This is a genomic window from Methylocella sp. (genome assembly GCA_037200525.1).
In the GTDB taxonomy this organism is placed as follows: Bacteria; Pseudomonadota; Alphaproteobacteria; order Rhizobiales; family Beijerinckiaceae; genus Methylocapsa.
This window is the reverse complement of the sequence record JBBCGG010000001.1, coordinates 1,295,110-1,321,427: the sequence shown is the minus strand read 5'-3', so window position 1 is coordinate 1,321,427 and position 26,318 is coordinate 1,295,110. Positions and strand designations below refer to the sequence as shown.

23 protein-coding genes are annotated in these 26,318 nt (G+C 58.6%); 6 read left to right on the top strand and 17 right to left on the bottom strand.

What is annotated here, in order from left to right:
- Nucleotides 1-94: 94 nt before the first annotated feature.
- From WDN46_06235 to WDN46_06225, 3 genes are all read right to left on the bottom strand, one after another.
- On the bottom strand, nucleotides 95-619 hold the full coding sequence (locus WDN46_06235) for a DUF2497 domain-containing protein (GenBank protein MEJ0093023.1): 525 nt from the start codon (nucleotides 617-619) through the stop codon (nucleotides 95-97).
- Nucleotides 620-920: 301 nt separating this feature from the next.
- Nucleotides 921-2,324: a TolC family outer membrane protein gene (locus tag WDN46_06230; protein ID MEJ0093022.1), complete on the bottom strand. Its 1,404-nt coding sequence runs from the start codon at nucleotides 2,322-2,324 to the stop codon at nucleotides 921-923.
- 366 nt (nucleotides 2,325-2,690) lie between these two features.
- A complete protein-coding gene (locus WDN46_06225) occupies nucleotides 2,691-3,395 on the bottom strand; it encodes a protein-L-isoaspartate O-methyltransferase (protein ID MEJ0093021.1) in 705 nt (234 codons plus the stop codon).
- A 203-nt stretch (nucleotides 3,396-3,598) separates the two neighbouring features.
- On the opposite strand from WDN46_06225, the gene WDN46_06220 reads away from it, so the two are divergent.
- Nucleotides 3,599-4,162: a DUF4337 domain-containing protein gene (locus tag WDN46_06220; GenBank protein MEJ0093020.1), complete on the top strand. Its 564-nt coding sequence runs from the start codon at nucleotides 3,599-3,601 to the stop codon at nucleotides 4,160-4,162.
- A gap of 39 nt (nucleotides 4,163-4,201) precedes the next feature.
- Here WDN46_06220 and WDN46_06215 read toward each other — a convergent pair whose 3' ends face one another.
- The 3 genes from WDN46_06215 to WDN46_06205 form a co-directional block, all read right to left on the bottom strand.
- A complete protein-coding gene (locus WDN46_06215) occupies nucleotides 4,202-4,717 on the bottom strand; it encodes a hypothetical protein (GenBank protein ID MEJ0093019.1) in 516 nt (171 codons plus the stop codon).
- A 185-nt stretch (nucleotides 4,718-4,902) separates the two neighbouring features.
- On the bottom strand, nucleotides 4,903-5,835 hold the full coding sequence (gene tsf / locus WDN46_06210; protein ID MEJ0093018.1) for a translation elongation factor Ts: 933 nt from the start codon (nucleotides 5,833-5,835) through the stop codon (nucleotides 4,903-4,905).
- Nucleotides 5,836-5,952: 117 nt separating this feature from the next.
- Nucleotides 5,953-6,972 carry a 30S ribosomal protein S2 gene (locus WDN46_06205; GenBank protein ID MEJ0093017.1) on the bottom strand — a complete coding sequence of 340 codons (1,020 nt, stop codon included), beginning with the start codon at nucleotides 6,970-6,972 and terminating at the stop codon, nucleotides 5,953-5,955.
- 269 nt (nucleotides 6,973-7,241) lie between these two features.
- Here WDN46_06205 and WDN46_06200 point away from each other — a divergent pair, with 269 nt between their 5' ends.
- The 3 genes from WDN46_06200 to WDN46_06190 all read left to right on the top strand — a co-directional run bounded on the left by WDN46_06200 (nucleotide 7,242) and on the right by WDN46_06190 (nucleotide 11,966).
- Nucleotides 7,242-8,729, top strand: a complete 1,488-nt coding sequence (locus WDN46_06200) for an FAD-linked oxidase C-terminal domain-containing protein (protein ID MEJ0093016.1) — start codon at nucleotides 7,242-7,244, stop codon at nucleotides 8,727-8,729.
- A gap of 221 nt (nucleotides 8,730-8,950) precedes the next feature.
- Complete coding sequence (locus WDN46_06195; GenBank protein MEJ0093015.1) at nucleotides 8,951-10,762, top strand: KUP/HAK/KT family potassium transporter; 1,812 nt, start codon at nucleotides 8,951-8,953, stop codon at nucleotides 10,760-10,762.
- Nucleotides 10,763-10,797: 35 nt separating this feature from the next.
- Nucleotides 10,798-11,966, top strand: a protein-coding gene (locus WDN46_06190; protein MEJ0093014.1) for an IS3 family transposase whose coding sequence is annotated in 2 segments (ribosomal slippage) — nucleotides 10,798-11,062 and nucleotides 11,062-11,966 — 1,170 coding nt in all. Because the reading frame shifts where the segments join, the coding sequence is not laid out codon by codon here.
- 511 nt (nucleotides 11,967-12,477) lie between these two features.
- On the opposite strand, the gene WDN46_06185 is transcribed toward WDN46_06190, so the two are convergent.
- From WDN46_06185 to WDN46_06160, 6 genes are all read right to left on the bottom strand, one after another.
- Nucleotides 12,478-12,798, bottom strand: a complete 321-nt coding sequence (locus tag WDN46_06185; GenBank protein MEJ0093013.1) for a DUF2335 domain-containing protein — start codon at nucleotides 12,796-12,798, stop codon at nucleotides 12,478-12,480.
- A 44-nt stretch (nucleotides 12,799-12,842) separates the two neighbouring features.
- Entirely contained in the window at nucleotides 12,843-13,064 is a 222-nt protein-coding gene (locus tag WDN46_06180) for a hypothetical protein (GenBank protein MEJ0093012.1), read from the bottom strand.
- 286 nt (nucleotides 13,065-13,350) lie between these two features.
- On the bottom strand, nucleotides 13,351-13,764 hold the full coding sequence (locus WDN46_06175) for a type II toxin-antitoxin system HicB family antitoxin (protein ID MEJ0093011.1): 414 nt from the start codon (nucleotides 13,762-13,764) through the stop codon (nucleotides 13,351-13,353).
- A gap of 9 nt (nucleotides 13,765-13,773) precedes the next feature.
- Nucleotides 13,774-13,968: a type II toxin-antitoxin system HicA family toxin gene (locus tag WDN46_06170; GenBank protein MEJ0093010.1), complete on the bottom strand. Its 195-nt coding sequence runs from the start codon at nucleotides 13,966-13,968 to the stop codon at nucleotides 13,774-13,776.
- 48 nt (nucleotides 13,969-14,016) lie between these two features.
- A protein-coding gene (locus WDN46_06165; GenBank protein ID MEJ0093009.1) for an IS5 family transposase occupies nucleotides 14,017-14,774 on the bottom strand; the annotation gives its coding sequence in 2 pieces (ribosomal slippage) (nucleotides 14,017-14,435 and nucleotides 14,435-14,774; 759 coding nt in all).
- Between the two features lie 513 nt (nucleotides 14,775-15,287).
- Entirely contained in the window at nucleotides 15,288-16,391 is a 1,104-nt protein-coding gene (locus WDN46_06160) for a TIGR03118 family protein (GenBank protein MEJ0093008.1), read from the bottom strand.
- Nucleotides 16,392-16,753: 362 nt separating this feature from the next.
- Here WDN46_06160 and WDN46_06155 point away from each other — a divergent pair.
- Nucleotides 16,754-17,922, top strand: a protein-coding gene (locus WDN46_06155) for an IS3 family transposase (GenBank protein MEJ0093007.1) whose coding sequence is annotated in 2 segments (ribosomal slippage) — nucleotides 16,754-17,018 and nucleotides 17,018-17,922 — 1,170 coding nt in all. Because the reading frame shifts where the segments join, the coding sequence is not laid out codon by codon here.
- Nucleotides 17,923-18,133: 211 nt separating this feature from the next.
- Here WDN46_06155 and WDN46_06150 read toward each other — a convergent pair.
- From WDN46_06150 to WDN46_06135, 4 genes are read right to left on the bottom strand one after another with little or no spacing between them, the layout of a single operon-like run.
- Nucleotides 18,134-18,877, bottom strand: a complete 744-nt coding sequence (locus WDN46_06150) for an SDR family oxidoreductase (protein ID MEJ0093006.1) — start codon at nucleotides 18,875-18,877, stop codon at nucleotides 18,134-18,136.
- A gap of 11 nt (nucleotides 18,878-18,888) precedes the next feature.
- A complete protein-coding gene (locus WDN46_06145; protein MEJ0093005.1) occupies nucleotides 18,889-20,223 on the bottom strand; it encodes an FAD-binding oxidoreductase in 1,335 nt (444 codons plus the stop codon).
- Entirely contained in the window at nucleotides 20,214-20,720 is a 507-nt protein-coding gene (locus WDN46_06140; GenBank protein MEJ0093004.1) for a GtrA family protein, read from the bottom strand. The genes WDN46_06145 and WDN46_06140 overlap by 10 nt, the downstream gene beginning before the upstream one ends.
- An 11-nt stretch (nucleotides 20,721-20,731) precedes the next feature.
- Nucleotides 20,732-22,189 carry a UbiA family prenyltransferase gene (locus WDN46_06135; protein MEJ0093003.1) on the bottom strand — a complete coding sequence of 486 codons (1,458 nt, stop codon included), beginning with the start codon at nucleotides 22,187-22,189 and terminating at the stop codon, nucleotides 20,732-20,734.
- 1,450 nt (nucleotides 22,190-23,639) lie between these two features.
- Here WDN46_06135 and WDN46_06130 point away from each other — a divergent pair.
- Nucleotides 23,640-24,878, top strand: coding sequence for a glycosyl hydrolase (locus tag WDN46_06130; protein MEJ0093002.1), 1,239 nt, complete (start codon nucleotides 23,640-23,642; stop codon nucleotides 24,876-24,878).
- Between the two features lie 57 nt (nucleotides 24,879-24,935).
- Here WDN46_06130 and WDN46_06125 read toward each other — a convergent pair whose 3' ends face one another.
- Nucleotides 24,936-26,123: a hypothetical protein gene (locus WDN46_06125; protein MEJ0093001.1), complete on the bottom strand. Its 1,188-nt coding sequence runs from the start codon at nucleotides 26,121-26,123 to the stop codon at nucleotides 24,936-24,938.
- Nucleotides 26,124-26,318 lie beyond the last annotated feature (195 nt).

Genomic DNA, 26,318 nt, shown 5'->3' with positions numbered 1-26,318 from the left:
GCCCGCGCCACGCGCTGCACATGCAGCAAGCGATTGCAAACGCGGGAGGAAAAGGCAAGCGCCGAGCGAGAAAAGCCGCTGGCCGCCTTATTCTTTAGTCGCCCAAAGCGATCCGCTCAATCTCGGCGCGGACGAGACGCTCGACGAGGGCCGGCAAATTCTCGTCCAGCCATGTTTCGAGCATGGGGCGCAAAGCATCCCGGGTCAGCGCCAGAATGGCGTCGCTATTCTGTGCGAACCGGCTGGCGACGAGGGCATGGAACGCCGAAGCGATGGATGCTTCCGTCGCGCTCGAAACGAGCCGCGGCGCGGATTGATGGACGCCGTTCAGGCGCTTCGCCGAAGTTTGGGACGCGGCTTCGGGATGATTGAGAGAGAGAGCCTCTCCCTCCACGTCCTGCCTCAGCCCATAGGCTGGGACGGCGCCAAAATCCGGCTCTTCAAGTTCAGGATCAAGCATTTGCCGCGCGTCGGCGCGCGAACCGCCGTGGTCGCTAAATAGCGCCTGATCATCCGCGATAATGCGCCGGATCGAGGCGAGGATCTCCTCCATCGACGGCTCTCGCGGTTTTGCATCGCTTAATTCGCTGGTCGTCGGAATGGGGTTGACTGCGCTCATGGCCTCTAATGCTTTCGAAACGAGATGCGCCGACCGCGCCGGCGCGCATCTGGGAATGAATCGATTTAGCAAATCGCAAACAACTTAGACCGCCGCCAATAGCTGCAGATTCGCCACCCTACGTTAGTCCGAGCGCGTCAGCGCTGGCAAGCCGAACTATGCGCAGCTCACAGACCGAGCGCAGCTCCGAGCGTTTCGAGCTAAAGCATGGCCGAGCAAGAGTTTCCCGCTTTTTCGAATCGGACCAAGCGCCGAACACATACGCAAGAGCGAGATGGCTTCAATTCGAAGCAATCAGACTCTAGCGACCATCCGGCGTCCTAAGACCGATCCACTTATCCTTGACCTGTTCAAAATGTATGGTCGGGTCATATTCGGCGACGCTCAGGTTGAGGTTGGCGGCCGAAAGACGGCCGATCGAGGCCATCACAGCATAGGAGGCGACAACCCGGTCACGCTGAGCGGTCACGAGAGCGACCCGAGTATTGAGCAAAGCTTGCTGCTGGAACAGCACGTCGAATGTCGTGCGCTGACCGACCTTCGCCTCTTCGCGGATGCCTTCGAGCGCAATCTCCGCGGCTTTGACGGCCGCCTTGGACGATTGAATGACGGCGCGCGCGGTATCGAGTTGGCCCCATGTGGAGACGACCCCGGCGCGCACCATATCGCGCTGAAGATCGGCCTGCAGGCGCGCCTGAGCGAGCGTTTCCTTGGCCTGACGCGCTCGGGCATAGACTTCGCCGCCTTCATAGATCGGCACGCTGATCTGGGCCATGATCGAGCCGTTGAACACCCTCTCGTGCGGAATGCCTTGGAAGGCGTAATTTTGCTGAACGTTGCCGGCTACGGAGGCGGTCGGCAAAAGTTCGCCTTCCACCAATTTGACTTGCAATGCGGCGGCGTCGACGGCATGGAACGCCGCCTGAACCGCTGGGTGTTCGGCGAGAGCCATTTCGACCGCGCTATTCATGTCGCGCGGCAGAAGATTCTCGATGGTGCGCGCCGGCTCGAGATGCGTCGGCTCGACGCCGATGATCTGACGATAATTGGCGACGCTGTTTTGCAGATTGGCTTGCGCGGTAAAATAATCCGAGCGTGCGCTGGCAAGGCTCGATTCGGCCTGCGCGACGTCCGTCCGCGTCACTTCGCCGACGTTGAAGCGATCGCGGGTCTGACGCAGCTGTTCTTCGAGAACCGTGATGTTATTCTTGCGCAAATCCAGAATGGCGATATCGCGCAAAACATTCATATAGGCCGTCGCGCCGTTCTGCAGCGTGTCCAGCTCGGTGTTGCGCAGATTCTCGCGCGCGCCAAAAATATTGGATTCCGCCTGCCGAACTCCGTTCAACGTGCGATTGCCGTTATAGATAGTTTGGCTGACGGTCAGTCCGAGACTTGTCGGCGCCGACCCAGATCGGAAGCGGCTGGCGGCCGCCGCCAGACCCGAAGCAGCGGAAGTGCTATCGATGCTTTCGAGATAATTATAGCCGCTCGACAAGTTGGCTGTGGCGGTCGGCCTCCAGGTGGAGGTCGCGCGCGGCAAATTCTCGTCTTGCGCCCGCACCCCGGCGCGCTGCTGGTTCAAATCCGGATTGCCGATATAGGCGCGCACCAGGGCGCCCGACATGGTTTCCGCCTGGCCCAGCGAGGGCAGCGCCAAACATCCGGCAACGCATCCGATGAAGAGGGCGTCCGATAATTTCATGAGCGAAAGCCGCAAATTGACATTGAAGCGAAACGAAGCGGCGCAATGCGACCCATGAAGCAAACCCTTATGTCCCAATCTTGGCGCCTCGCCATGAGGCTCCCCACCGAGTCGCCCGTCGGGATTGATTGTCCCAGCCTTCCATCGCGCCTCGGCTGAAGCGTGGCTTTAAGCCAAGATCTTCGACTGGCGAGGCCGCTAAGTTTCACCGGAATCATGGAGAAGAAATGACGATCGTCTTCTATCCGAGTCGGTAGTTCGTGACGGCTATTCACCCGTTTCAGTAGTCCATACGCGATCATTGAAGCCAAAACGTAACATAAACTAACAAGGAAAATGGGCCGGCGGAACGCGGTTTCCTTCGAGTCAAGCAAACGTGAATTCCTGAGCCGGATGAAACGCATCGAGCACGGGAGCAGCGGCATCAAAAAGAACGCGATAGCCCATTGCACCGTCCGCCTTATCATAACGCACGGCCTTGCCCATCCCATCAGGCAGCCGCCGGACCGCGAGCAAGCGGCCGCCGTCTTTCAGTTGCGCGAACAACGGCTCAAGATTGGCTTCGACTCCGCCATCAACCAAAATTACGTCGAAGGGAGCGTCATTCGGCGCCCCGGCCGCAAGCGGAGCGAGGATCGTCCGCACGTAGGTCAGGCCAAAGGCGTTAAGATTCATTCGGGTCTGCTCAAACAAAGCCGGGTCGGACTCGACGGCGACGACCTCGTGCGCAAGACCGGAAAGAAGCGCGGTCGAATAGCCGGTCCCAGCCGCGACAACGAGCGCTTTGTCGCTCGCAAGCACCCTGCCGCCTTGAATGAGGCGCGCTAGAACAAGCGGCGCCAATAGGGTTCTTGGCCTCGCGCCGGGCTCCCCCCGGGACACTTGCAAACAGGCGTCGGAATAAGCCAAAGGCGCGAGATCCGCTGGCAAAAAACGCTCGCGGGGCACCTCGAGCATGCGCGCCAACAATGCCGCATCCGTCACGTCGAAAGTCTTGATCTGCCGATCGACCATCGTCCGACGGGAAAACGCCGAATCAGGCGAAGGATCGGCGACGTTCATATCCTGCATGGGTCTTTGAAATCCTTGTGGAATGACGCTTCCGAGCCTTCCTGCATCGCAGCAATTTATAAGTCGAGCGGCGCGTTCTGTCCATTCGATCGAGCCCGGCCTCGGCGCGAATTGCCAAAGTTGTGGCTTTTTCGCCGACCAAGCCGTTCTCCGCCATGCCAAAAATGGTCTAAGAGCTGAATCTTACCAAGGACCTCAAGCCTATGACCGACTCCCCGACCGAGCCTTTCGAAAACGCCGAACACGCCGAACATGTCGCGCATCTTGATGATTCGTTTCTGACGCAGGTGTCGATCACGATCGCCGTTCTCGCCGTCATCGCCGCGACCGTCGGCAGTCTGGAGACGATCGAGACGGCCGCGGCCATCGGCGACAAGAACGCCGCCGTGCTCGTGCAAAACAAAGCGACGGATAATTGGAATTTCTATCAGGCGAAAAGCATCAAGAAGAATATGTATGAAATCGCCGCCGCGAATGGGGGATCGGCGGAACAGGATTTCAAAGCGCAGTCGCAACGCTTCGCCGCCGACGAAAAAGAGCTGTTCGCCAAAGGCGAGGCGCTTGAACGCGAAACCGACGCCAAGTTGCGCGACAGCGAAAATCATGAACGCCGCCACCATACCTTGACCGGCGGCGTAACTTTTCTTCACGTCTCCATAGCGGTCGCGACGATTTCGATCATCATGCGCGGCCGCCGCTGGCCCTGGTATAGCTCGATCGCGCTCGGACTCATTGGCGCGGCGTTGGCCGCATACGCTTATGTTTAGAATCCCGCGAGCATGATTGAGCGAGAAAAAGCTCCACCGTCAGACTTTAAGGCGAGCATTGCATTGGCTGTAATAGCCGCCGCCCTTTTGAATCCATTTCAGGCCGCCGTTGCCGTTGGTGGCTTTGTTGGCGTTATATTGGTCGAGGCAGGTTTTCATGCGCGCCTTTCCCGGCTTTTCGCTTGCATACGCCGATGACACCGCGCTCGGAAACACCGCGGAGCCGACCGCAGCGGACGCTGCGGGCGCGGCCGCAGCGGGTTTCGGTTTCAGGGGGTTAGCCGCTGCAGGCGCGGCCGGAGCGGCGGTGGGCGCAGCTGGGGAAGCCGCCGGCGCTGCGGCGGGCGTTGCCGCAGAACCCTTCGCTTCAGCGGCGCACTGACTATAAAATTGCGGCCAAGCTTGCCCGTTCAATGTTCCGGCCGCCTTGGCGGCTTGGTATTTTTCGCTGCACTCTTTGCGAACGGATTGCGCCGAACCAGGACCAACGAGCGCCAGGCTAAAGCAGGTCGAGGCGGCAAGCACGATCAGCGAACCGGCAAAACGAATCGACATGAACGTTCTCCATTACGAGGAACGCGAATCAACGCAATGCTGGCGCGTTCTGCGACGAACTTCCTTCGAAATGTGACGCCGGTCAAATTTGAACAGCCGAGCGGCCGACCCGAACAAAAAAACGGCCGCCGACGCACAAACGCCAGCGGCCGCGATGACTGTTTTCGTAGGTCTTGTTGATGCCCTTAGAGCTGTCCGGCAGCGGCGGCGGCGACCTCGGCGGCGAAGTCAGTCTCCTGCTTGTCGATCCCTTCGCCGAGCGAATAGCGCACAAAAGCCTTCAAGGTCACAGGCGCTCCGGCGGTCTTTTCCGCCTCCTTCACCACCTGGGCGATCGTCTTGCCGGCGTGTTCAGCATGGATCGAAGGCTGATCGAGCAGACAAACCTCCTTATAATAAGTCTTCAGACCCGACTCGACGATTTTTTCGATCACATGCGGCGGCTTGCCGGCATTCTTGTCCGCGAGCACCGTCTTTTCGCGCTGAACGACAGCCGGGTCCAATTGCGAAGAGTCAAGCGCAAGAGGGCTCGCCGCCGCCACATGCAAGGCGATCAGGCGTCCCAGCGGGGCGAGGGCGACCGAATCGCCGGTCGATTCCAGGGCGACGATGACGCCGATCTTGCCGAGGCCTTCGCCGACGGCGTTATGAACATATTGACCGACAAGGCCCTGGGAGACATACACGGCAGCGACGCGCCGCAAGGTCATGTTTTCTCCGATCGTCGCGATGGCGTTGGCGATCGCGTCGGCGACTGTGCCGCCGCCGGGGTAATGCGTGCCCTTGATCGCCTCGACGTCGGTCAGGCCTTTTTCGACGGCGACCAGCGCGATCGTGCGGGCGAGCGCCTGAAATTCTTCGTTTCGAGCGACGAAATCCGTCTCCGAATTGAGTTCGATGACGGTTCCGTCAAAGCCGCGCACAGCGACGGCGACGAGGCCTTCGGCCGCGATCCGGCCGGATTTCTTGGCGGCCTTCGAAAGACCTTTCTTGCGCAGCCAATCAATCGCGGCGTCGATTTCGCCGTCGGTCTCGTTGAGAGCGTTCTTGCAATCCATCATGCCGGCGCCGGTCTTCTCCCGAAGATCCTTCACCATCGCGGCCGTGACGCTCGCCATAGTCGGTTTTCCTTCAATTCCTGTTAGCGCATCATCGCTTCGGATCATGCGGCTTATCTATTTGTTCCAACTCATCAAAGCCTCGTCGAGGCCGGAAGGCCCCGACCGAAAGGCGAGTCAGGCGACGACGAGGCTGCGCGCCCGATCGACCCAGCCGTCGCGCTCAATGCGGCCGCCGAGCTTGAGGTCGTGGTCGGTCTTGGCGGCGTCAGCCGGGGTCATCGCGGCAATCTGCCAGAAGTGGAAAATACCCGCATCGTTAAGCTTCTTGACGATTTGCGGACCGATGCCCGGCAATTTGACGAGATCGTCCGGCGCGCCGCGCGGAGCGGTAAGAAGCTCGAAAACCACCACCGGGACCTCAAGCACGTCGCTCGGCGCGGATTCGGCGGGCAGATCCTCCGCCGGCGGCTGTTCGGCTTCGCCGAAATCGATGCCAGCGGAACCTTGACCGCGTGAAATGCCATCGAGAGCGGCTCTCGCGATAAGGTCACAATAAAGGGTGATCGCGCGACCGGCGTCATCATTGCCGGGGATCGGAAAGGTGATGCCGTCCGGATCGCTGTTCGTGTCGAGGATGGCGGCGACGGGGATATGCAGCCGCGCGGCTTCCTTGATCGCGAGTTGCTCCTTGTTGGAGTCGATCACGAAAATGAGGTCGGGGATGCCGCCCATCTCCTTGATGCCGCCCAGCGCCTTTTCGAGCTTGTCGCGTTCGCGCGACATCATCAGGCGCTCTTTCTTGGTGAGGCCGACTGCCCCGCCATTCAACAGCTCTTCGACCTTGCGCAGACGCTGAATCGAGCCGGAAATCGTCTTCCAATTGGTCAGCATGCCGCCAAGCCAGCGGGAGTTGATGTAATATTGCGCCGACCGGCGAGCCGCTTCGGCGATCGCGTCCTGTGCCTGCCGCTTGGTGCCGACGAATAGCACGCGGCCGCCGCGGGCGACGGTATCCGACACCGCCTTCAGCGCCTGATGCAGCAAGGGCACCGTTTGGGCGAGGTCGATGATGTGGATATTATTGCGGGACCCGAAAATATAGGACTCCATCTTCGGGTTCCAGCGGTGGGACTGATGGCCGAAGTGCGCGCCTGCATCGAGCAGGTTACGCATGGTGAAATCAGGCAGCGACATAAGTTTCTCTTTCTCCGGTTAAAGCCGCCGCGGATCGTTTTGGACTTTTTCCCAAGGGTCCAACAAGGACCAAAGCCTCCAAAGCCGGACGCTATAGAAAAAAGCCACCGGGAGCGGCCCTTCAATCAGGGTCGCGCGATCCGCGTGTGGAATGGGCGTGCTTATAAGTCGGGCAGCGCCCGAACGCAAGGCGAAGGTTTACGGCTTTTGCGTCGCGGGAGGGACCGCCCATATTGCCGCGCGGCGCCGAACGCGGCTAGACTGCGCGCATGAAAGCCTTGAATATCGACCAGACCATCCTATCCCGGCGGAGCGAAATCGTCGCCGCCTTGCGCGCGATCATCGCGGGCGAAGGCGTTATCGAGACCGAGGTCAGCCGACGCCCTTACGAGAGCGACGCCTTAACCGCCTACGCCAATCTGCCTATGGTCGTCGTGCTGCCTTCGACGGTCGACGAACTTCGCGCGGTGCTTGCCTATTGCTACGCCCATGATGTTAAAGTCGTGCCGCGCGGCGCCGGAACCTCGCTGTCCGGCGGATCGCTGCCGCTTCAGGATGGCGTTCTCATTTCCATGATGAAATTCAACAAAATCAAAGAGATCGATTTTGAGAACCGACTCGCGGTCGTGGAGCCCGGCGTCACCAATTCGGCGATCACCCGCGCGGTCGAACATCGCGGCTTTTATTATGCGCCGGACCCGTCCTCGCAGATCGCCTGTTCGATCGGCGGCAATGTGGGCGAAAACTCCGGCGGCGTGCATTGCCTAAAGTATGGGCTCACCACCAATAATATTCTCGGGGTAGAAATGGTGCTGATAACCGGCGAAGTGGTCCGGCTCGGCGGCAAACATCTCGATCAGGACGGCTATGACCTTTTGGCGCTGGTGGTTGGCTCCGAGGGGATGCTCGGCGTCGTGACCGAAGTGACCGTGCGGATTTTGCGCGCCCCGGAAACCGCGCGAGCCCTGATGATTGCTTTCGACTCGTGCGAAGGCGCCAGCGCCTGCGTCGCCGACGTCATCGCGGCGGGCATCATTCCCGGCGGCATGGAGATGATGGACAGGCTGGCGATCGAGGCGGCCGAGGATTTTGTGCACGCCGGCTATCCGCGCGACGCCGAGGCCATGCTGCTCGTCGAACTCGACGGCCCCTCCGTTGAAGTCGACCATCTCGTCGACCTCGTGGAGGAGCTGGCGCGAAAGCGCGGCGCAATGCGATGCCGGATCTCGAACTCTACGGCCGAGCGGCTCGCATTCTGGGCCGGACGCAAGGCGGCGTTCCCGGCGGTCGGGCGCCTTGCCCCGGATTATTTATGCATGGACGGCACGATTCCGCGCAAGCAAGTGGCGCGCGTCCTCGCCGGCATTCAGGATCTGTCGGAAAAGCATGGCCTGCGGGTCGCCAATGTCTTTCACGCGGGCGACGGCAATTTACATCCGCTGATCCTGTTTGACGCCAACAAGCCGGGCGAACTTCATCGCGCTGAAGAGTTCGGGGCGGACATCTTATGTCTCTGCGTCGAGGTCGGCGGCGTGCTCACCGGCGAGCATGGCGTTGGCATCGAAAAGCGCGATTTGATGCCGCAGATGTTCAACGAGATCGATCTCAACCAACAGATCCTGGTCAAAACCGCTTTTGACGCAAAGCATCTGCTCAATCCGGGCAAAGTCTTTCCGCTGCTGCATCGCTGCGCCGAAATGGGCCGGATGCATGTGCGCGATGGGCAACTGCCCTTCCCTGACATTCCTAGATTTTAAAGCGATCTTCGCTTTGCGGTGGGCCGCGCCCGGCCCGATGGACCACCGCAATTGACCGGCGACGCCCGGCCCTCGCCAAATCTCCATCGCCGTGGCCAGCCTCATCATAAACCCCGCTAATCATCGCCTTCGCCTGCCGTGCTGAAATAGCGATTTGCAATGCAAATCAGGCGGCGGCCTAAACGCGGCGTATTCCCGGCGAGATATCCAGGACTAATGCGATGAAACATGTCGTCGCGAAAAGCGCTCAATCTAAAGCAACGGCCCCGGTTGTCCCTGCGAGCTTGGCGGGCCTTGGGCTATCGGCGCTCGGCATCGTTTTCGGCGATATAGGGACGAATCCGCTCTACACGCTAAAGACCGTTCTCGAGCTGACCGGCGGCGCGTCAAATCCCGGCGCCGTCCTTGGCGTCCTCTCGCTGGTCTTTTGGACGCTGATGATCATCACGTCGATCAAATACGTCATCATCGCGATCAGCATCGATAATGATGGCGAAGGCGGCATTCTGGCTCTCATGTCGCTCGTCGCCGTCAAGAAACGTCGTCGGCCGGCCATCATCGCCATCGGTCTGTTTGGCGCGGCGCTGATCTATGGCGATGGAGCCATAAGCCCTGCGATCTCCGTCCTCTCTGCGCTTGAGGGATTGAATATCGCGACGCCCGCCTTTCAACCCTATGTCCTTCCAGCCGCGATCGCGATACTCGTCGCCCTTTTTGCCATCCAGCCGCTTGGCACGTCATGGATCGGCAAAGCTTTCGGCCCCGTCATGGCGCTCTGGTTTCTGGTGATCGGCTCGCTCGGCATATGGGGAATCGCGCGCCATCCGGCCGTGCTGGCCGCCGTAGATCCGCTCTACGCGCTGCATTATCTCTTCACCAATGGCTTCACGAGCTTTCTCGTCCTTGGCGGCGTGTTCCTCTGCGTCACCGGCGCGGAAGCGCTCTACGCCGATATGGGACACTTTGGATCCCGCTCGATCCGGTTCGCATGGTTTGGCATCGTTTTTCCGAGCTTGCTCCTTAATTACGCCGGTCAGGCCGCTCTTCTGCTCGATGGCGCTTCGACCGCCGACAATATTTTCTATCGCCTTTGTCCCGAGCCCCTCCTCCTTCCCTTGGTGGCGTTGGCGACGGCGGCGACGATCATCGCCAGCCAATCGATCATCACCGGGGCGTTTTCCATGACGCGGCAGGCGATTCAGCTTGGCTGGCTGCCGCTCCTGCGGATCGTCCAGACCTCGGAGCATGGCTACGGACAAATCTATGTCGGCGTCGTCAACTGGCTCTTAATGCTCGTGACCGTTGGCCTCGCCCTGTTCTTCGAAAAGTCCGACAACCTTGTTTCCGCCTACGGCATGGCGGTATCGGCGACAATGGTCCTGACCTCGGCGCTGATGTTCATCGCCATGCGCGAGATCTGGGGCTGGAGCCTGCTTTCGGCGGGTTTGGTCGCTGGAACCTTCGTCTGCATCGACGCCGCCTTCTTCTCGGCGAACATCGCCAAGATCCTCGACGGCGGCTACATCCCGCTGGTCTTGGCGAGTCCCATCTATGGCATCATGATGGTATGGCGTCGCGGTTCGCAGGCGGTAGCGGAGGCTCTCGCCGAACGACTCATCCCCGTCGATGAATTCATGGCCTCCGTCGAGGCGCGCAAGATTCCGCGCGTTCCCGGCACGGCGGTGTTTCTGACGCAAACCCTGCGCGAGACGCCGCCGGTGATGGTCTGGCACGTCAGGCACAATCGCGCCTTGCACAAACATCTGCTGGCGCTCACTCCCATGACCGAATCAGTGCCGTGGATCAAGGACTCCGAGCGCCTGTCTCTGACCGAACTCGCGCCGAATTTCTGGCGGGCGATAGCGCGTTATGGATTTATGGAAAGGCCCGACATTCCAGCGCTCCTGAGCGGCCTCAAAGATCATGGATGCGCGATCGAACTTGACGACGTAACCCATTACGCCAGTCGCGAAACGGTCATTAGCCGCGAGGACGCAAAGGTGGTCTGCCCCCTGAAAAGTGATCCTCCGTGAAGTATGGGCTTATGAGCCTGATGGAGGACTGCGCAATGCCGAGGAAAAGACACAAGGCGGAAGAGATCGTCGCGAAGCTACGGCAAGTCGAAGTGCTTAGCGCGCAAGGGCGACCGGTCGCGGAGGCGATCCGCTCGATAGGGGTGACGGAAGTTACATACTATCGATGGCGGTCGGAATACGGCGGCCTGAAGGGCGATCAGGTGAAGCGGCTGAAGGAGCTGGAGGCGGAGAATACGCGGCTCCGTCGAGCGGTGTCCGATTTGACGCTTGAGAAGCTGATCCTGAAAGAGGCTGCCTCGGGAAACTTCTGAGCTCCGCGCGTCGTCGCGCCTGCGTGGAGCATGTGATCGCCGAACATGGCGTTTCCGAGCGGTTCGCTTGCCGGGTTCTCGGTCAGCATCGCTCCACGCAGCGCAAGGTTCCGACCAAGCCCGATGACGAAGCGGCATTGATCGCCGACATCACGGCGCTCGCCATCCAGTACGGCCGCTATGGCTACCGCCGCATCACGGCGATGTTGTGGGAGCGAGGCTGGAAGGTCAACGTCAAACGGGTCGAGCGGATCTGGCGACGCGAGGGGCTGAAAGTTCCGGCCAGACAACCCAAGCGCGGGCGTCTCTGGCTCAATGACGGCTCGTGCGTCCGGCTGCGCCCGCAATGCCCCAACCACGTCTGGTCCTATGACTTCGTCGAGGACCGCACTCATGATGGCAGGAAATATCGCATGCTGAATATCATCGACGAATTTACCCGCGAATGCATCGCGATCAGGATTAACCGGAAGCTGAAGGCAGCGGACGTCATCGACGTTCTCTCGGACCTCTTCATCTTGCGAGGGGTTCCGATCCACATTCGTTCCGACAACGGCCCGGAGTTCATCGCCAAGGCGTTGCGTGACTGGATTGCCGCCGTCGGCGCGAAGACCGCCTACATCATGCCGGGCAGTCCCTGGGAGAACGGCTATTGCGAGAGCTTCAACTCGAAGCTGCGCGACGAGCTTTTGAATGGTGAAATCTTCTACACTCTCAAGGAGGCGAAGGTCGTCATTGAGCGATGGCGACGCCACTACAACACCGTGCGCCCGCACTCATCGCTGGGCTACAAGCCGCCAGCCCCGGAGACCCTGCAATGGCCGGCTTCGCAATCCGGACCAGCTTCGCCCGCCACGCCAGCAATAGCGCCAGGGCCGACAATGCACTAACATTCAAACTGGATCACCCCATGGGGGCAGGCCAACGCGAAGGTCTTACATGCCGCTTTTAAAAGTATTGTCTTTCGCATTGCTTCCAGTGCATGACTTGTCAACAAAGAGATATAAACTCGCCTCGTTGATAAGCGCCAATTTTGGAGTAATCGGGTAATCGCGTAATTTCAATCTGGCGCCATTGATGGTCAATCGTGCGGTTCCTACCTCGGTCCAAGTCGTCGGCCCTGTCTTAACGAATTGGGCGCAGTTAATGGACGATTCAGGTACTCGCGATGGCCGCGCTAGAACGGGAAAAGCGACGCCGACTGACAAAACTACCAACGCTGCTAATTTGATCATAAAATCTCCTGGAACGAAAATTGTGATAGCAACGCGATATAACAGTTAGTGGTGGTCATGGAAAAGCCCGGCGCGAAGCCGGGCCGAGTTTATTTAGATAGGATAGGAAGTGCCTTGCTAACGTAAAGCGCGGTGCTTGGTTCCCGACAGCGGCAGACCAGCGTGTCTATTCTGAACGCTTGGCGCGATTCAGAAACGCAGCGATGCCGCTGACAATGGTCGTCGTTCCGAATATTCCGGCAACGGTGGGCTGACCTATATGCAGCGCATAAATTGTCACGCCAAAGGCTCCAACAGCAAAGATGCCAGCAAGGCATTGGCCGATGTGGGCCTCCCAAATTCGAAACCGGAGTTCGGTTTTTTCGAGCGCGCGACGGTGAGCTGCCTCATCCTCAAATTGACGCACGATCCGCGCTGCCGAACCGGGCACGATCATCTCGAATTCTCGGAGCGACCCTGGCGGCGGGAGCGGTCCAGACCAACCCATAATTTCCGTTTGGATTGGCCTATCTCGTTCTACCGGGGCCGAGGTCATCCGGCACGTTTGATCTTTTCGTCCAGGCTGCGCCTGTATCGCCGCTCAGCCGAGCTAAGATCCGAGCCGACTTTTACCCAGTCCTGATGCAACGCCTCAGAAACAGAGTTGGCTCGCTTCGGTAGCTCGGCCTTATTCTGTCCGAAGGAGCCCATCTGAGCAAAACCTCGAATCATCGATGCTGAAAACTTCATCCAGACCGTGAACATGTCTTCCATCTAGGACTCCTAGACCACGCACCGGAGCTCGCGAAGATCTCCGAAACAGCCTAACAAATATGCTATCGGCAACGGTCCAACAATGCGTAAGTTCACACAGGCAAATGCGGCGGATCGTTAAGGCTCCAAGCCAGCCGATTAATGTCCTGTTTCTTATAGGGAAATGTCCTATTGGCGGCCTACCGCTGTGCGCGATCTTATCGCGCGCGGCCCCTTCGGTGTGGGAGCGTCCCAACTTTCGGACCGTGTGCCGGCGCTTAGCCCATTCTGTCTGCATGATGCACCGTTATTTCAGCGGATCACCGTTGCGCCTCGATCTTATCGCGCGCGGCGCTGGCCATAAATTTGGATCGGCTCGGCTTTCGCCTGGCCGCTTCCCGGTCGATCGTCTCAAGCAAAACCCGCGTCGATCATCAGGTTGACCTTCACGAGGCGTCCATTCTCGAGAAGCAGTGGAATTAGAACGGGCATTTCGCCCGGCGAGAGCCTGATTGATGTAAGGACCTTGCCAACGCCCCTTGCGGTCGGGATCTCGAACCGATCCGTTGGCTTTATGCGCCATGACATCGCGCAGCGCGCCAGTGACGCTGGCGATGGCTTCGTCGGGGGTGTTGCCGGCGCCGACGCAGCCGGGGACGTCTGGGATGCGGACACCCCAATTGTCGTCGCTTCCGTCCAGAATCCCAACATAATGAGCCATGGAAGTCTCCTAAATCCACTCCGCCGCTTCGGCAATGGATTGCGCGGCGCCGATTGTAAGTTCTTTCCTACGGGGAACAACGATCATCACTCCTGGGAAATCCCGGTTAACGAATCGATAGTGGCCGGCGACCCCAATATTCATCCAACCTTCCTTTTCCAGGCGCGCGATGATTTTACGCACGTTGGTCTCCAGGCCTTGCATGGCGCACCCTCTGGCTTGTTGACTCGCCCCGCAGTTTAGGGTCCAGACTCACAACCAGTAGCAAACGGTAGCGGCGATGCAGACTGTGGCGAGGAAGTTTAATGCGTTTCGGTCGTAGCGCGTAGCCACGCGCCTGAAGTCTTTCAGGCGGCAGAACATGCGTTCGATGGCGTTGCGGTTTCGATAGAGGAAGGGCGAGAAGCAGTTCTTCCACCTGCGATTGGCCTTGGGCGGGATATTCGGCATAGCTCCGCGCTCCTCGACCTGCCGACGGATCGCATTTGCGTCGTAGCCCTTGTCGCCATGGAGGATTTCGCAAGGAGGAAGTCGCGCGATAAGCTCCGCGCCCGCCGAGCAATCGGCGATTTGGCCGCCGGTGAGCATGAAAGACAGCGGGCGGCAGTCCGCATCGGTCAATGCGTGGATTTTGGTTGTGCGCCCGCCGCGCGAACGGCCGATGGCCTGATTCTTCTCCCCCCTTTGCCGCCACTGGCCGAGCGATGCGCCTTGACCGCCGAGGAGTCGATGAGGACCTGCGCCGGCGGCCCGCCTGCTTGCGCAAGCGCGTGGAACAGATCGATCCAAACGCCCTTAGCAGCCCAGCGAACGTAGCGATTGTAGAGAGTCTTCTTTGGCCCGTACTCCAGCGGCGCGTCAATCCAGCGTCCGCCAGATTTCAGCACATGAATGATCCCGCTGACCACCCGGCGATCATCGACGCCCGCCTTGCCGCGCGTGTCCGTGGGAAGATGCGGCGCGATCTTCGCGAACTGCGCGTCCGTCAGCCAGAATTGATCCCGATTCATAGTCGCTTCCTTTCGGAAGCTGTGAATCACAATCCGCCTGTCACGCCAACCATTTTATGGGTCTGGGCCCTAAAGCGATCGAGCGAAGAGTATAAGATAGTGGAAAAAAGACAGCTTTCTCTCGCAAAAAACAAAAGAGGTCGGCCGACGGGACGCGTGCGTCCTGAAACCAAAACACTCCGCATTGCTGTCGATACTTTGAATTCTATCGACGATTGGATTACCACCCAGCCTAATCCGAAACCTACAAGGCCGAGGCTGTACGCTCTCTGATCGAAGCCGCGCTTCACTTTTTGGAGAAAGATTCCGGCGGGAAATGATCGATGATGCCTGCATCGACATCAAGATTCGAAATAGCCGGCAAGCAACTCTTTGGTGCTCGAAGGCAGGGAAACCTTGACGGACCGGTCGTTCGAAGAGGAGACGTGATGGGCAGGCCGCCAGACCTCGCGAGCCCTGGCGGCCTGCATCCGTCAAGTGATGGCCGGAGGCTTTACTCCGGCCCTTTGTCGATCAATTCGCCGCTGCAACTGGCGTCGCGGTGGCCGGGGTAAGCGTGCTGAACTGGCCGTGCGTGCCGGCGTCAACTCCCGTGGTGATGAACAGCGCGCGCGGATCAGATATAGAGCCGCCGCCGAACCTCAGTTCCCACAGGCCGGGAGCGCCGATCGGCTGGCCGCTTTGGTTGAGCAGAGGTTGAATGCCGCCTTTTCCATCAAAAGCGTTGATATGGCCGTCGCCGAAGTTGCCAACGATGATATCGCCGCTGGCGCCGCCGAAACCAACCGGGGCAAGCACAGCGCCCCAGGGGGCGTTGAGGACGCCGCCAGCGCCGAGGCGCTGCAAGAGATTGCCGTTGGTGTCGAAAATATCGACGAAACCAGCGCCCGCTGCTGGGGTGACGAAGGTTTTCGTGGCGTTCTGCTTGGCATAGGTCACAATGATATTGCCCTCGATCGTGTGGATGCCGAAGGGCGTGAAGCCAGCGGGGATCTGCGGATCGGAAAACGTGCCCGTCAGCTTGTCATTCGCCGGCTTAAATGTGGCGTCGAAGACATCGATATGGGCGGTATGGACGTTGGCGGCGTAAATGAACGCGCCGTCTGTAGTCTCGCCGAGGGCCAGAGCGGTGTAAACGGCGCCCGTCTTCGAGTTGTCGACGGCGGTGACGGCGACGGTTGGATTGACCGGCAGATTCGGAGCCCAGGCCGCGATGGAGCCCTGCCGGGTCGCGAACATGAAGAGCGAGGTCAGCTGCGTGCCGGGGACCAGGAAGTCGGGGGTCGGATTCCAGAGCAAGCCAGAAGGTTGCGACTTCGCGCTGGGGGTGATGGGATTGGGGATGGTGAAGGTTTTTTGCACCTTGGTCCCATTGCCGTCATAAAGGGTGGCGACGCCAGAACCGCTATCGTTGATCCAGAACGCGCCGTCCGGCTGGAAGGCCATGCCCCAGGGGTCTACCAGGATAGGGTCGATGGTGATGCCGCCGCCCTTGGTGTCCGAGACAAGGTTCGTCTTTTGGTACAAGAGGGGCGTCGTTGACTGTGCGTGCGCAGCGCCGGACAGCAATGCGGCGGCGGACAGAGCCGCGGCCAAAAGCGGAATTTTCGGATTCATTTCATTTCCTATTTTTTGGAATCGGGTTGTTCGGCCGATGTCGCAGATCGGTTCGGAAAGAACCGTCCTCTCTTCGACGAAGACAACATAGAGTGGTCTCGTTTCACCGTGATTTCCGCTACTAGGAAATTCGTTACGATCGAAGTGAAAGAATGTCGTTTGATGAACTGCGATTCCCGAAGACATGCCTGAGTGATCCGCATCCGTTTATGGAAGGAGCCCCCGCTCGCTTCGCTCGACTGCGGCGGGGGCAGTTCGCACTACCGGGACTCGATCGTTAGGCCTTGAAGAAAAATGGTCTGCCCCCTGAAAAGTGATCCTCCGTGAAGTATGGGCTTATGAGCCTGATGGAGGACTGCGCAATGCCGAGGAAAAGACAGAAGGCGGAAGAGATCGTCGCGAAGCTACGGCAAGTCGAAGTGCTTAGCGCGCAAGGGCGACCGGTCGCGGAGGCGATCCGCTCGATAGGGGTGACGGAAGTTACATACTATCGATGGCGGTCGGAATACGGCGGCCTGAAGGGCGATCAGGTGAAGCGGCTGAAGGAGCTGGAGGCGGAGAATACGCGGCTCCGTCGAGCGGTGTCCGATTTGACGCTTGAGAAGCTGATCCTGAAAGAGGCTGCCTCGGGAAACTTCTGAGCTCCGCGCGTCGTCGCGCCTGCGTGGAGCATGTGATCGCCGAACATGGCGTTTCCGAGCGGTTCGCTTGCCGGGTTCTCGGTCAGCATCGCTCCACGCAGCGCAAGGTTCCGACCAAGCCCGATGACGAAGCGGCATTGATCGCCGACATCACGGCGCTCGCCATCCAGTACGGCCGCTATGGCTACCGCCGCATCACGGCGATGTTGTGGGAGCGAGGCTGGAAGGTCAACGTCAAACGGGTCGAGCGGATCTGGCGACGCGAGGGGCTGAAAGTTCCGGCCAGACAACCCAAGCGCGGGCGTCTCTGGCTCAATGACGGCTCGTGCGTCCGGCTGCGCCCGCAATGCCCCAACCACGTCTGGTCCTATGACTTCGTCGAGGACCGCACTCATGATGGCAGGAAATATCGCATGCTGAATATCATCGACGAATTTACCCGCGAATGCATCGCGATCAGGATTAACCGGAAGCTGAAGGCAGCGGACGTCATCGACGTTCTCTCGGACCTCTTCATCTTGCGAGGGGTTCCGATCCACATTCGTTCCGACAACGGCCCGGAGTTCATCGCCAAGGCGTTGCGTGACTGGATTGCCGCCGTCGGCGCGAAGACCGCCTACATCATGCCGGGCAGTCCCTGGGAGAACGGCTATTGCGAGAGCTTCAACTCGAAGCTGCGCGACGAGCTTTTGAATGGTGAAATCTTCTACACTCTCAAGGAGGCGAAGGTCGTCATTGAGCGATGGCGACGCCACTACAACACCGTGCGCCCGCACTCATCGCTGGGCTACAAGCCGCCAGCCCCGGAGACCCTGCAATGGCCGGCTTCGCAATCCGGACCAGCTTCGCCCGCCACGCCAGCAATAGCGCCAGGGCCGACAATGCACTAACATTCAAACTGGATCACCCCATGGGGGCAGGCCAAAGGCTCTGCCGGCGTGGCAGAGAAGGCTCTTTACCGCGATGGACCGCAACGTCGTGCAAGTCACGGACTTTTACCGCCTCCCTCCCGACGACGTAGTCGAAATCGGGCGGCAAGTCGCAATCTGACGCCGGCCGCGATGATGAGCGGCGCGCATAAGCAATCATTGCGCTCGAGGATCAGATTCGCAGCCGCTTGAAAATCGGCTCCGGGATCGCCTTGATAATCGTCATGACGATCAGCCAAATCGGTTTGACGTAGATAACGTCGCGCGGCCGGACTGCGACTGCGCGAAAGATCGCTTCGGCCACTTCTTCCGGCTCGGCCGTCAACAGACCTGGAAGTTTCATATCTTTTGTCATACGGGTGCGCACGAAGCCCGGCTTGACGGTGATGACCCGGATATTCGTCTTGCCAAGCCGGTTCCGCAAGCCAGACAGAAAAGCCGTCAGTCCAGCCTTGCCGGCGCCATAGACGTAATTTGACGCGCGCCCTCGCTCCCCTGCAACAGAGCTCACGCCGACGATCGCGCCAGAGCCGCGCGCAAGAAAATGTTCGGCGAAGAGGCCAAGAAGAATCGCGGGACCTTCGCAATTCGTTCGAATGATGCGGCTCGCATATGCAACCTCGGTTTCCGCACGCGACTGCTCGCCGAGAACGCCGATGACGCAGATCACTGTATCGGGCAGCGCGGGCAGATCATGGACGAAGGACCGAAAGGCGTCGCCATCGAGAATATCGAGCTTGTGCAGCGATGCTTTCGCGCCAGTTCGAACCGCGATGTCTTGCGCCTCTCGTTGCAGCGCTTCGAGATCGCGGCCAGCGAGCATGATTTGTGCGCCCGACTCGGCAAATCGCAAGGCGCACGCGCGGCCGATATCCGAAGAGCCGCCGAGAACGAGAAGCGATTGGCTTTTTTCCATGCGCTTGCCCCTTAAATTCCGAGCCGGTTCGACAACCGCGAGGCTATGTGACCTTCCGCGCCTGTCTGTCGTCGAATTTCCCGAAAGCGTTGAAGATTGGGATAGCCTGCCTCAAATGTCGCGCGTGATTGCCGCGCGTCTTTGGCGAGATAGATGCGCCCGCCAGCAGCTACGACCAGTTGGTCGATTTCATCCAGAAAGTCGAAAATCCCTTGATCGATCGAAAGGTCGAGCGCCAGCGTGAAGCCACGACTTGGAAAGGACATCAACCCCTTCGAGGAAGCCCCAAATTTCTTCAGGACCGCAAGGAAAGATTCATTGCCGCGTCCGGAGACCCGCGTCAGAATTTCACCAATCACGCGGCTCGCATGTTCGATGGGCGCGACGCACTGATGCTGCAAAAAACCGCCTTTGCCGTAGATCCGGTTCCATTCGAGAACGCCGTCGAGCGGGAAAAAGAACGGATCGATCGCATTCAAGAATGGCTTGCCCACGGACATCGCGCCTTTGCGGAAATAGAGTTCATTGAAAGTCGCGACGCTCCCGCGATTGAGCATGAAGGAAGGCAGATCCACTGGAATTGCGAGGGGCCGCTTGCGAAGCCCAGGCATCATCTGCGACCCCGGAGCCAGGGCCTCTACGTCCTTCCTTGAGGCATGCTCGCCAATATAGATCAGCGAGCGGCCGAGCGCTGCGCCTCTAGCGATGCAATCGATCCAGGCGGAGGAATATGTCGCATCCTCATTGTCAGATAGAGCTGCGAGCGCCGCATCGAGATCCTTGGCCGCCACTGTATGTTGGAGCATCCAGCCGGACTCGACGCGGAGCAGATGAAAAGTCGCCTCAAGGATTGTTCCGGTCAGTCCCATGCCGCCGATTGTCGCCTCAAACAGGTCTGAATTCTCGTGCGGCGAACAGACGACAACCTCGCCGGAGGGCAAAGCAAGAAGCAGCGACTCGACATGTTGGCCGAAGCCGCCGCGGCGATGATGATTCTTGCCGTGGATATCGGCCGCGATCATGCCGCCAACCGTAACGAGCTTCGTCCCCGGAACGACTGGGGGGAAAAAGCCGCGAGGAAGGAAGGTTGCAATAATGTCCTTAAGCATAACCCCAGCTTCAACAGTCAAGCGGCCGGAGCCCGCATCGAATGCGCGCATACGATTCAATCCGCGCAGGCAAAGGCTCGACGCCACGCCGATTGCGGCGTCGCCATAGGCGCGGCCATTGCCGCGCGGCGCGAAGCCCTTGAGGCCGGTTTGCAGATCAATGGCTTCGGCCGCTGAGCTCGGCGTAAACATCGTCGTCTCGAACCGCGGATAGCGTCCCCAGCCGGTCAGTTCCATGTTTCGGCCCTGAGCTTGAATGTGTAGGCTCGATCGAGCAGATATTTGGCGAAATTGCCGATCACGAGACCAATCACTGCGCCAATGTATTTGGCGGCGCTGGTGCCAAAAATCGCAAGGAAGGCGATCTCGGAGCCCCAGAAGATGAAGGTCATCCCAACGCTGAAAAATCCGTACAGGCAAATTTTGCGAGCCTCGTCGGCGGGATTGTCATAATCGTCAAAAAAGATCCAGCGCTTGTCGAGGACATATTTGATTATGAATCCAACCCCAGTCCCGGCAAGGATCGAGATGGCCAAGACGAAATCAAACGAATTTATTCGCAGCCCGAGACGATCCAGGCCGCCGACAATTATCGGCGCAGGCGCCATGTGGAAGACGATCGCCTGGGTCAGGAGATTCATGAGCCCGGCCAAGATCGCAAAGAGTACGTATCGGACAAAGATTACATTGGAGCGCGCCCTGGCCGAAATTTGCGAGATTTGAGCGGCGAGCATGGCGGCGAATTCTAGGCCGCGGCGGCGAGCATGATTGCGCCGATCGCCGCCACCGCCCAAAGGCTGGGCGGATCCTTTGCGGCGAAAACAATCGGATCGTCATGCATCTGGCGGCGATGCGCCATCATTAGCATGCGGGCGATCCAATACATGAGGACGGGGCAGACTAACCAAAGCGCTTTGGGATGATGATAAAGCTGGTGGACTGTGTCAGACGATATGTAGAGCGCGAAGACCGTTACCGCGTTGAACCCCGCCGCGGCGGCGCACGAAGCCACGATTGGCATATCCGCCAATCTATAGTTGCGATTCGAAGGATCGCATTTGGCGGCGTCAAGACGCGTCGTGAGTTCGACGTAGCGCTTGATGAGCGCCAGCGAAGTGAAAATGAACATGGAAAAGGCTAGGAGCCATTCAGAAACCGGAACGCCAATCGCCGCGGCGCCGCCAATGGCTCGCAAAGTGTACAACATCGCCAACACGACGACGTCGATCAGCATTTTGGTTTTGAGCCAGCAGGTATAGGTAGTGGTGAGGGCGAAATAAAAGATCATGACGGCGAGGAAGGGCAGCGATGCAAAAGCCGCCAGCGCCATTGCGACAACAAGCAGGATGGGAATAGCCAGGGCGGCATGGATGATCGAGATCGCGCCCGAAGCAAGCGGCCGATTGCATTTGGTTGGATGATCGCGATCTGCGGCCAGATCGACAAGATCGTTGAAAATGTAGACGCTCGAAGCGCACAGAGAGAAAGCAAGAAAAGCGAGAACGCTATCGAAGATCGAGGCGGGATCGAGTCTCTGGGCCGTGAGCAACGGCAAGAAGACAAGCGTGTTTTTCACATATTGATGGACTCGGAAGAGCTTGATCCAGCTCTTCAGCTTCTGCTTCTCGCTCTCAATGATTTCAATGCCCGCAGCAACCAGTTTAGCCTGGATCCTGCTCGGCGGCCGGACCGCCATCCCCTTCGACGCCACAGCCCAAATATGAAGATCGGCTTCGTCGTTGCCTATATAATCAAAGCCGCCATCGCCAAAGGCCTCGACAAGTAGCCGCGCCTTGTTTGATCCTGCGACGTTAGTAATGGCGTCCGAGCCGAACCAGCCAGTGAAAAACCCAAGATGCTCCGCGACGGCGGATACAAACTGCGCGTTGCTGGCCGAGGCAAGATAGACCGGGCGGCCAGCCGCCACAGCTTCGCGGATCCGGCCAAGAATGACCTGGTCGTAAGGCAACGACGCGGGGTCAAGATTAACCGCTTGCGCGAGCACATGCTTGAAATGGGCCTTGCCGCGGCGCAAAGCGGCGAGAAGACCCACGGCGGCGAAAGGCTTCGCGCCAATCCGCTTGAACACCGCCTCCACCAGCAAGTCTGATTTGATCAAGGTTCCGTCGAGATCGACGACGAGCGGCCGGCCATCGTTTGAGGGCGTGAAGTCGCTCCGGGTGGGTTGAGACTCAGATCTCAATTGCGAATCCAAAACAGGTTTCCCTTTTAAGAGAAACGAACTGATCTCAGGATTTACAAAACATCTAGCCGCGCCTTCAGCGTCGTTCATCTAAATCCATTTGGCCCTCAGAGTCACGCGCAATGATTTGATAGCGGCAGCGCTTCACATAACGCGAGATGCCGTCCTCGGCGGGCTGATAGCCTCTCCTGCATGGACCAATAGACCTCGCGCAGTTGGTTCTTCTGCGCTCAAAGCGTCGCTGACGCGTGGCGTCAATTCGAGGCGTCGAGTTTTAGCCAATCAGGCTATTTGCGCCTCCTCGGCCAAATTTTTGCTTGATCCCTGACATAATTCCATGTGACGTTTAATGACTATTCTTTACGTCACGATAACAGCGACCATCATTCTATAGTACAGAGCAAGCGCCGTTAAACCCCACTCGCGCTTTGATTATGCTGGTGTTTCTTCAGGCAGCCCTTACTCCCGCTTGAGATAGCTTGGTCAAAGCGAATGCGCTTTTAGGCAAGCGATCCAAGTCCTGAGCCACGTCGAAGCACGCTGGCGCCTCCCCAAAAACACCCTCTTAATGCCACGCTCTAGCTGTTCATCCGCCGTATCGAAAATTCAAAACGGGCGCGCTGAAGCTTGTTTTGGCCCTTAGATTAAACTGGAGAACAGTGTGAAACATCTTTCATTGCTGCGGATATTGGCGCTAAGCACATCCTGCTTGGCGCCCGCCGCGGCTTATTGCGCATCGCCTATCGCCTATGTAGGACTTGCATATGGATCTTCTCCTAGCAGTTCCGGCCCCGTCACGATCGACGTACCGGCTGCGACGAAGAATGGCGATCTGATGCTGGCTTACATTGCAACGCAGTCGGCCACCGGCGCGTGGCTAACAGCGCCTTCGGGCTGGACCGAGGTGACGAAGACCTTCAATTCGATCCAGGGCGCTCAGCTTTTTTGGCGCATCGCAAACAATGAGCCTTCTTCATACACCTGGCGGGGGACATCCTATCCACAAGGAGTCATCCGGACATATCGCAACGCCAATATCACTGCGCCGATTGGAGGCAGCGCAGGTTGCGGGGCCATCAACGCTAAATCTTGCCAAATCCCGGCCTTAGCCAAAACGACGGTCGCCGGCGAATGGTATGTCGGCTTCTGGGACTTCAACCTTGTGTCTGACCCGATCACCGGGCCCAGCGATTTGGGCAATGTTTCGAGAAATCTCACGCAACGCTCAACGTTTTCTGGCGATAAAGCGCTGACGGCGTCGGGAAGCGCCGTCCCTGCGGAGATCGCTAACGAGGCGGCCGCGAACTATTGGGATGCGATCGGGGTAACGATCGAGCCGGCGGCGGCGTCAAGCGCTTCCGGCACGGGCACAGCGCCTCCCACGCCTCCCGCCACTCCTCCTGCTACTCCTCCCGCCGCTCCTCCCACGACAGGCCCCGGCGTCACCGCCGTGAGCGCTAATGACTTCCTGAATTCGTTGGGAGTGAATATTCACCCCACTTCGAACAACGGCTCAACTCCTGCGCAATATGCGCCATTGATCAATTACGTCGGAGTGCGCCACACTCGAGGCTACGACGCCGCGAGCGACATCATCAGCATCTCGAAATTAACCAACACCACCTCCCTCGTCTTAGACCCGGGCGGCAATGAAACCAGCGTCAGCGGGGATATCGCCACCGCGAAAACGGTTGCTCAGGCTGGTTTCTTATTGGCCATAGAAGGAGCCAATGAACCGAATAATTGGCCGGTCACCTATCAAGGCCAAGTTGGCGGCGGAACAGGAACGTGGCTGCCGGTGGCGAAGTTGCAACGTGATCTTTATGCGGCGGCAAAGGCCGATTCCACGTTGAAGAATTATCCGGTGTTTGACGTAACCGCGGGCGGCGCGGAGACGGATAACGTTGGACTGCAATTTCTTACTATACCCAGCGGCTCTGGATTGAGCATGCCGGACGGCACCGTCTATGCTGACTTTGCAAATCAGCATAACTACGTAATATGGAATGAAGCTTCTGCGCCTGTTGACAATATTGCGTGGAACAACGCCGATCCGGCCAACCAAATCGCGCCGGTTCAGGATCCCCTCCCGAACGATTATGGAGTTACTTGGCTAAAAGGATACGCCGGCTACAGCAAGTCACAGCTTGCGAATCTGGCTCGCGTTACGACCGAAACAGGCTGGTGGGATCAATCCGGCGGCCAAGACAACCAGGGTAAAACGCTCCTAAACGTCTATCTCTCTCAGTACAAGCGCGGATGGAAATATACGTTTATTTATGAGCTGGTTGACGAGGGCGGGGATCACTTTGGCCTTTTCCTGCCGAGCCCGAGCTATACCCCCAAACCGGCCGCGACATACATTCACAATCTCACGACGATTTTGAATGACACCAAATCCGTAGCGACAACCCCTGGCGTCCTCAACTATTCGATCGCAAATGAACCGGCGACCGTACATGACCTGCTCATGCAGAAAAGCAACGGAGCGTTCGAACTGGTTGTGTGGGACGAACGCCCAGTAGGCGAGTCAACGGACCACGTGACTGTTAACCTCGGCGGAACTCATGCAACGGTGAACGTGTATGACGTCACGGTTGGCGCAACGCCAACGCAGGCCCTCTCCAACGTCAGCTCCGTGCCGCTGACGCTGAGCGATCACCCGATGATTATCGAAATCATAAAATAGACCGCTTGAGCCTGAGATGGCGGCCTGCGCCGTGTTGCGCGGCGCAGGCTTCCTGCATTAGACGCCCTGCGTCCGTCTAACGCTTTCTTGCCAGCACGCGATGTCTTTTTCGCGGGTCTGACCTCGAATCAAAAACCATGCTGATATGGCCGCGACCGCTTCAAGCCACGATGTTCCCTCCCAGAGTTCAAACGCCTCCGAAAAGCTGTGGCTCGTCGCGGCTCTCTGAGCTAGTTCAAGGATCGACAGCGGCCAGATAATGCAGGCGACATAAGCCATAATGCTGTCTGGGTATTGGTAGAATAAAAACAACGCGGTGAGGAAACCGGCGCCAACGACCACGGCGACAAACAATAACAGCCCGGAATCGGCGCCCGACAACCCCTGGAATTTACGCAGCACGTGCATCGGCCCCTCCGTCATGAAGCTGACCGGGTTGATAAAATAAAACCCACTCCAAATCAGTAAGCTGAGAGCGGCGATCGCTCCGCCCAACCTCAACGGCCGCTTCGGCGCCCCGAGATACATGACAAACGGCGGAAAAATAAATGGCATTCGGAAATGAGAAACAAGAATTACAAATGTCGATAGAAACCATCGCGACGGTCCGGTGGCATGTTCAATCGCAACGATGACCGCCACTACGCAAAAGGCAAACGTCAGAAAGTCGTTGCCATTCGCCAAAGATAGCCAAGTGCCGGGAACAACTCCGCTAACCGCCACAAAGCGCGACGCTCTTTCGACTCCGGCAAAGTAGGCGACCAAACCGATGCAGCCAAAGATAAGCGCCAACATAGTCAATGGATAAGGCAGGAACGCTAATAGCGGCGCGTGAAGCATCACCCAGCCTGGGCCGCAACTCATTGGATTATGGCTAAACATGCTCGCCGCATCGTACGGCCATTGCAACTTCAAAAGACGATGCGCCGCCACAATCACGCATGTTCCCTGATCAGTGCCGCGCCCGATGCTGTGGAGCTTTTCAAACTGAGGCTGAAGAACCAATGCGACGCCGGCGAACCCCAGCAATGTCAGGGGCGCAATGACCCGATGCCATCGCAAGACAAGCGGAAAGCAGAATGGAAGCACGGTTAGCAGATAGACAATGGAATAAAGGATGTACGGATGACTTGAAAAAAACGGCAGCCTGTTGCCTATCTCGATCTTGGATAGCAAAGCAAATCCAGTGGTAACGGCGGTAACGACGAATAAAATTCTGATGTTTCTGTCAGATATTGAATTCATTTCGATTCCCTTCGCTCCGACTACGAGGATTTCTCTTGCCTCGTTGCAAGTTCGCCGAAAGCCCTTTGGCATGCAGCGCCGGCGGGAATAGTCGGCGTAGGCTCGGCCGCCGATGAATCTGGTCGCGCGAGGATTTTATGCCTCGCGCGAAGCCGCGTTAACTGCCTCCCTTTTCACACCCCGCAGCCCTTTTCA

What these genes read in the sequence shown, in the direction of transcription:
- WDN46_06235 (MEJ0093023.1), bottom strand. Translation starts at nt 619, where the DNA reads ATGAGCGCAGTCAACCCCATTCCGACGACCAGCGAATTAAGCGATGCA.
- WDN46_06230 (MEJ0093022.1), bottom strand. Translation starts at nt 2,324, where the DNA reads ATGAAATTATCGGACGCCCTCTTCATCGGATGCGTTGCCGGATGTTTG.
- WDN46_06225 (MEJ0093021.1), bottom strand. Translation starts at nt 3,395, where the DNA reads ATGCAGGATATGAACGTCGCCGATCCTTCGCCTGATTCGGCGTTTTCC.
- WDN46_06220 (MEJ0093020.1), top strand. Translation starts at nt 3,599, where the DNA reads ATGACCGACTCCCCGACCGAGCCTTTCGAAAACGCCGAACACGCCGAA.
- WDN46_06215 (MEJ0093019.1), bottom strand. Translation starts at nt 4,717, where the DNA reads ATGTCGATTCGTTTTGCCGGTTCGCTGATCGTGCTTGCCGCCTCGACC.
- tsf (MEJ0093018.1), bottom strand. Translation starts at nt 5,835, where the DNA reads ATGGCGAGCGTCACGGCCGCGATGGTGAAGGATCTTCGGGAGAAGACC.
- WDN46_06205 (MEJ0093017.1), bottom strand. Translation starts at nt 6,972, where the DNA reads ATGTCGCTGCCTGATTTCACCATGCGTAACCTGCTCGATGCAGGCGCG.
- WDN46_06200 (MEJ0093016.1), top strand. Translation starts at nt 7,242, where the DNA reads ATGAAAGCCTTGAATATCGACCAGACCATCCTATCCCGGCGGAGCGAA.
- WDN46_06195 (MEJ0093015.1), top strand. Translation starts at nt 8,951, where the DNA reads ATGAAACATGTCGTCGCGAAAAGCGCTCAATCTAAAGCAACGGCCCCG.
- WDN46_06185 (MEJ0093013.1), bottom strand. Translation starts at nt 12,798, where the DNA reads ATGGGTTGGTCTGGACCGCTCCCGCCGCCAGGGTCGCTCCGAGAATTC.
- WDN46_06180 (MEJ0093012.1), bottom strand. Translation starts at nt 13,064, where the DNA reads ATGGAAGACATGTTCACGGTCTGGATGAAGTTTTCAGCATCGATGATT.
- WDN46_06175 (MEJ0093011.1), bottom strand. Translation starts at nt 13,764, where the DNA reads ATGGCTCATTATGTTGGGATTCTGGACGGAAGCGACGACAATTGGGGT.
- WDN46_06170 (MEJ0093010.1), bottom strand. Translation starts at nt 13,968, where the DNA reads ATGCAAGGCCTGGAGACCAACGTGCGTAAAATCATCGCGCGCCTGGAA.
- WDN46_06160 (MEJ0093008.1), bottom strand. Translation starts at nt 16,391, where the DNA reads ATGAATCCGAAAATTCCGCTTTTGGCCGCGGCTCTGTCCGCCGCCGCA.
- WDN46_06150 (MEJ0093006.1), bottom strand. Translation starts at nt 18,877, where the DNA reads ATGGAAAAAAGCCAATCGCTTCTCGTTCTCGGCGGCTCTTCGGATATC.
- WDN46_06145 (MEJ0093005.1), bottom strand. Translation starts at nt 20,223, where the DNA reads ATGGAACTGACCGGCTGGGGACGCTATCCGCGGTTCGAGACGACGATG.
- WDN46_06140 (MEJ0093004.1), bottom strand. Translation starts at nt 20,720, where the DNA reads ATGCTCGCCGCTCAAATCTCGCAAATTTCGGCCAGGGCGCGCTCCAAT.
- WDN46_06125 (MEJ0093001.1), bottom strand. Translation starts at nt 26,123, where the DNA reads ATGAATTCAATATCTGACAGAAACATCAGAATTTTATTCGTCGTTACC.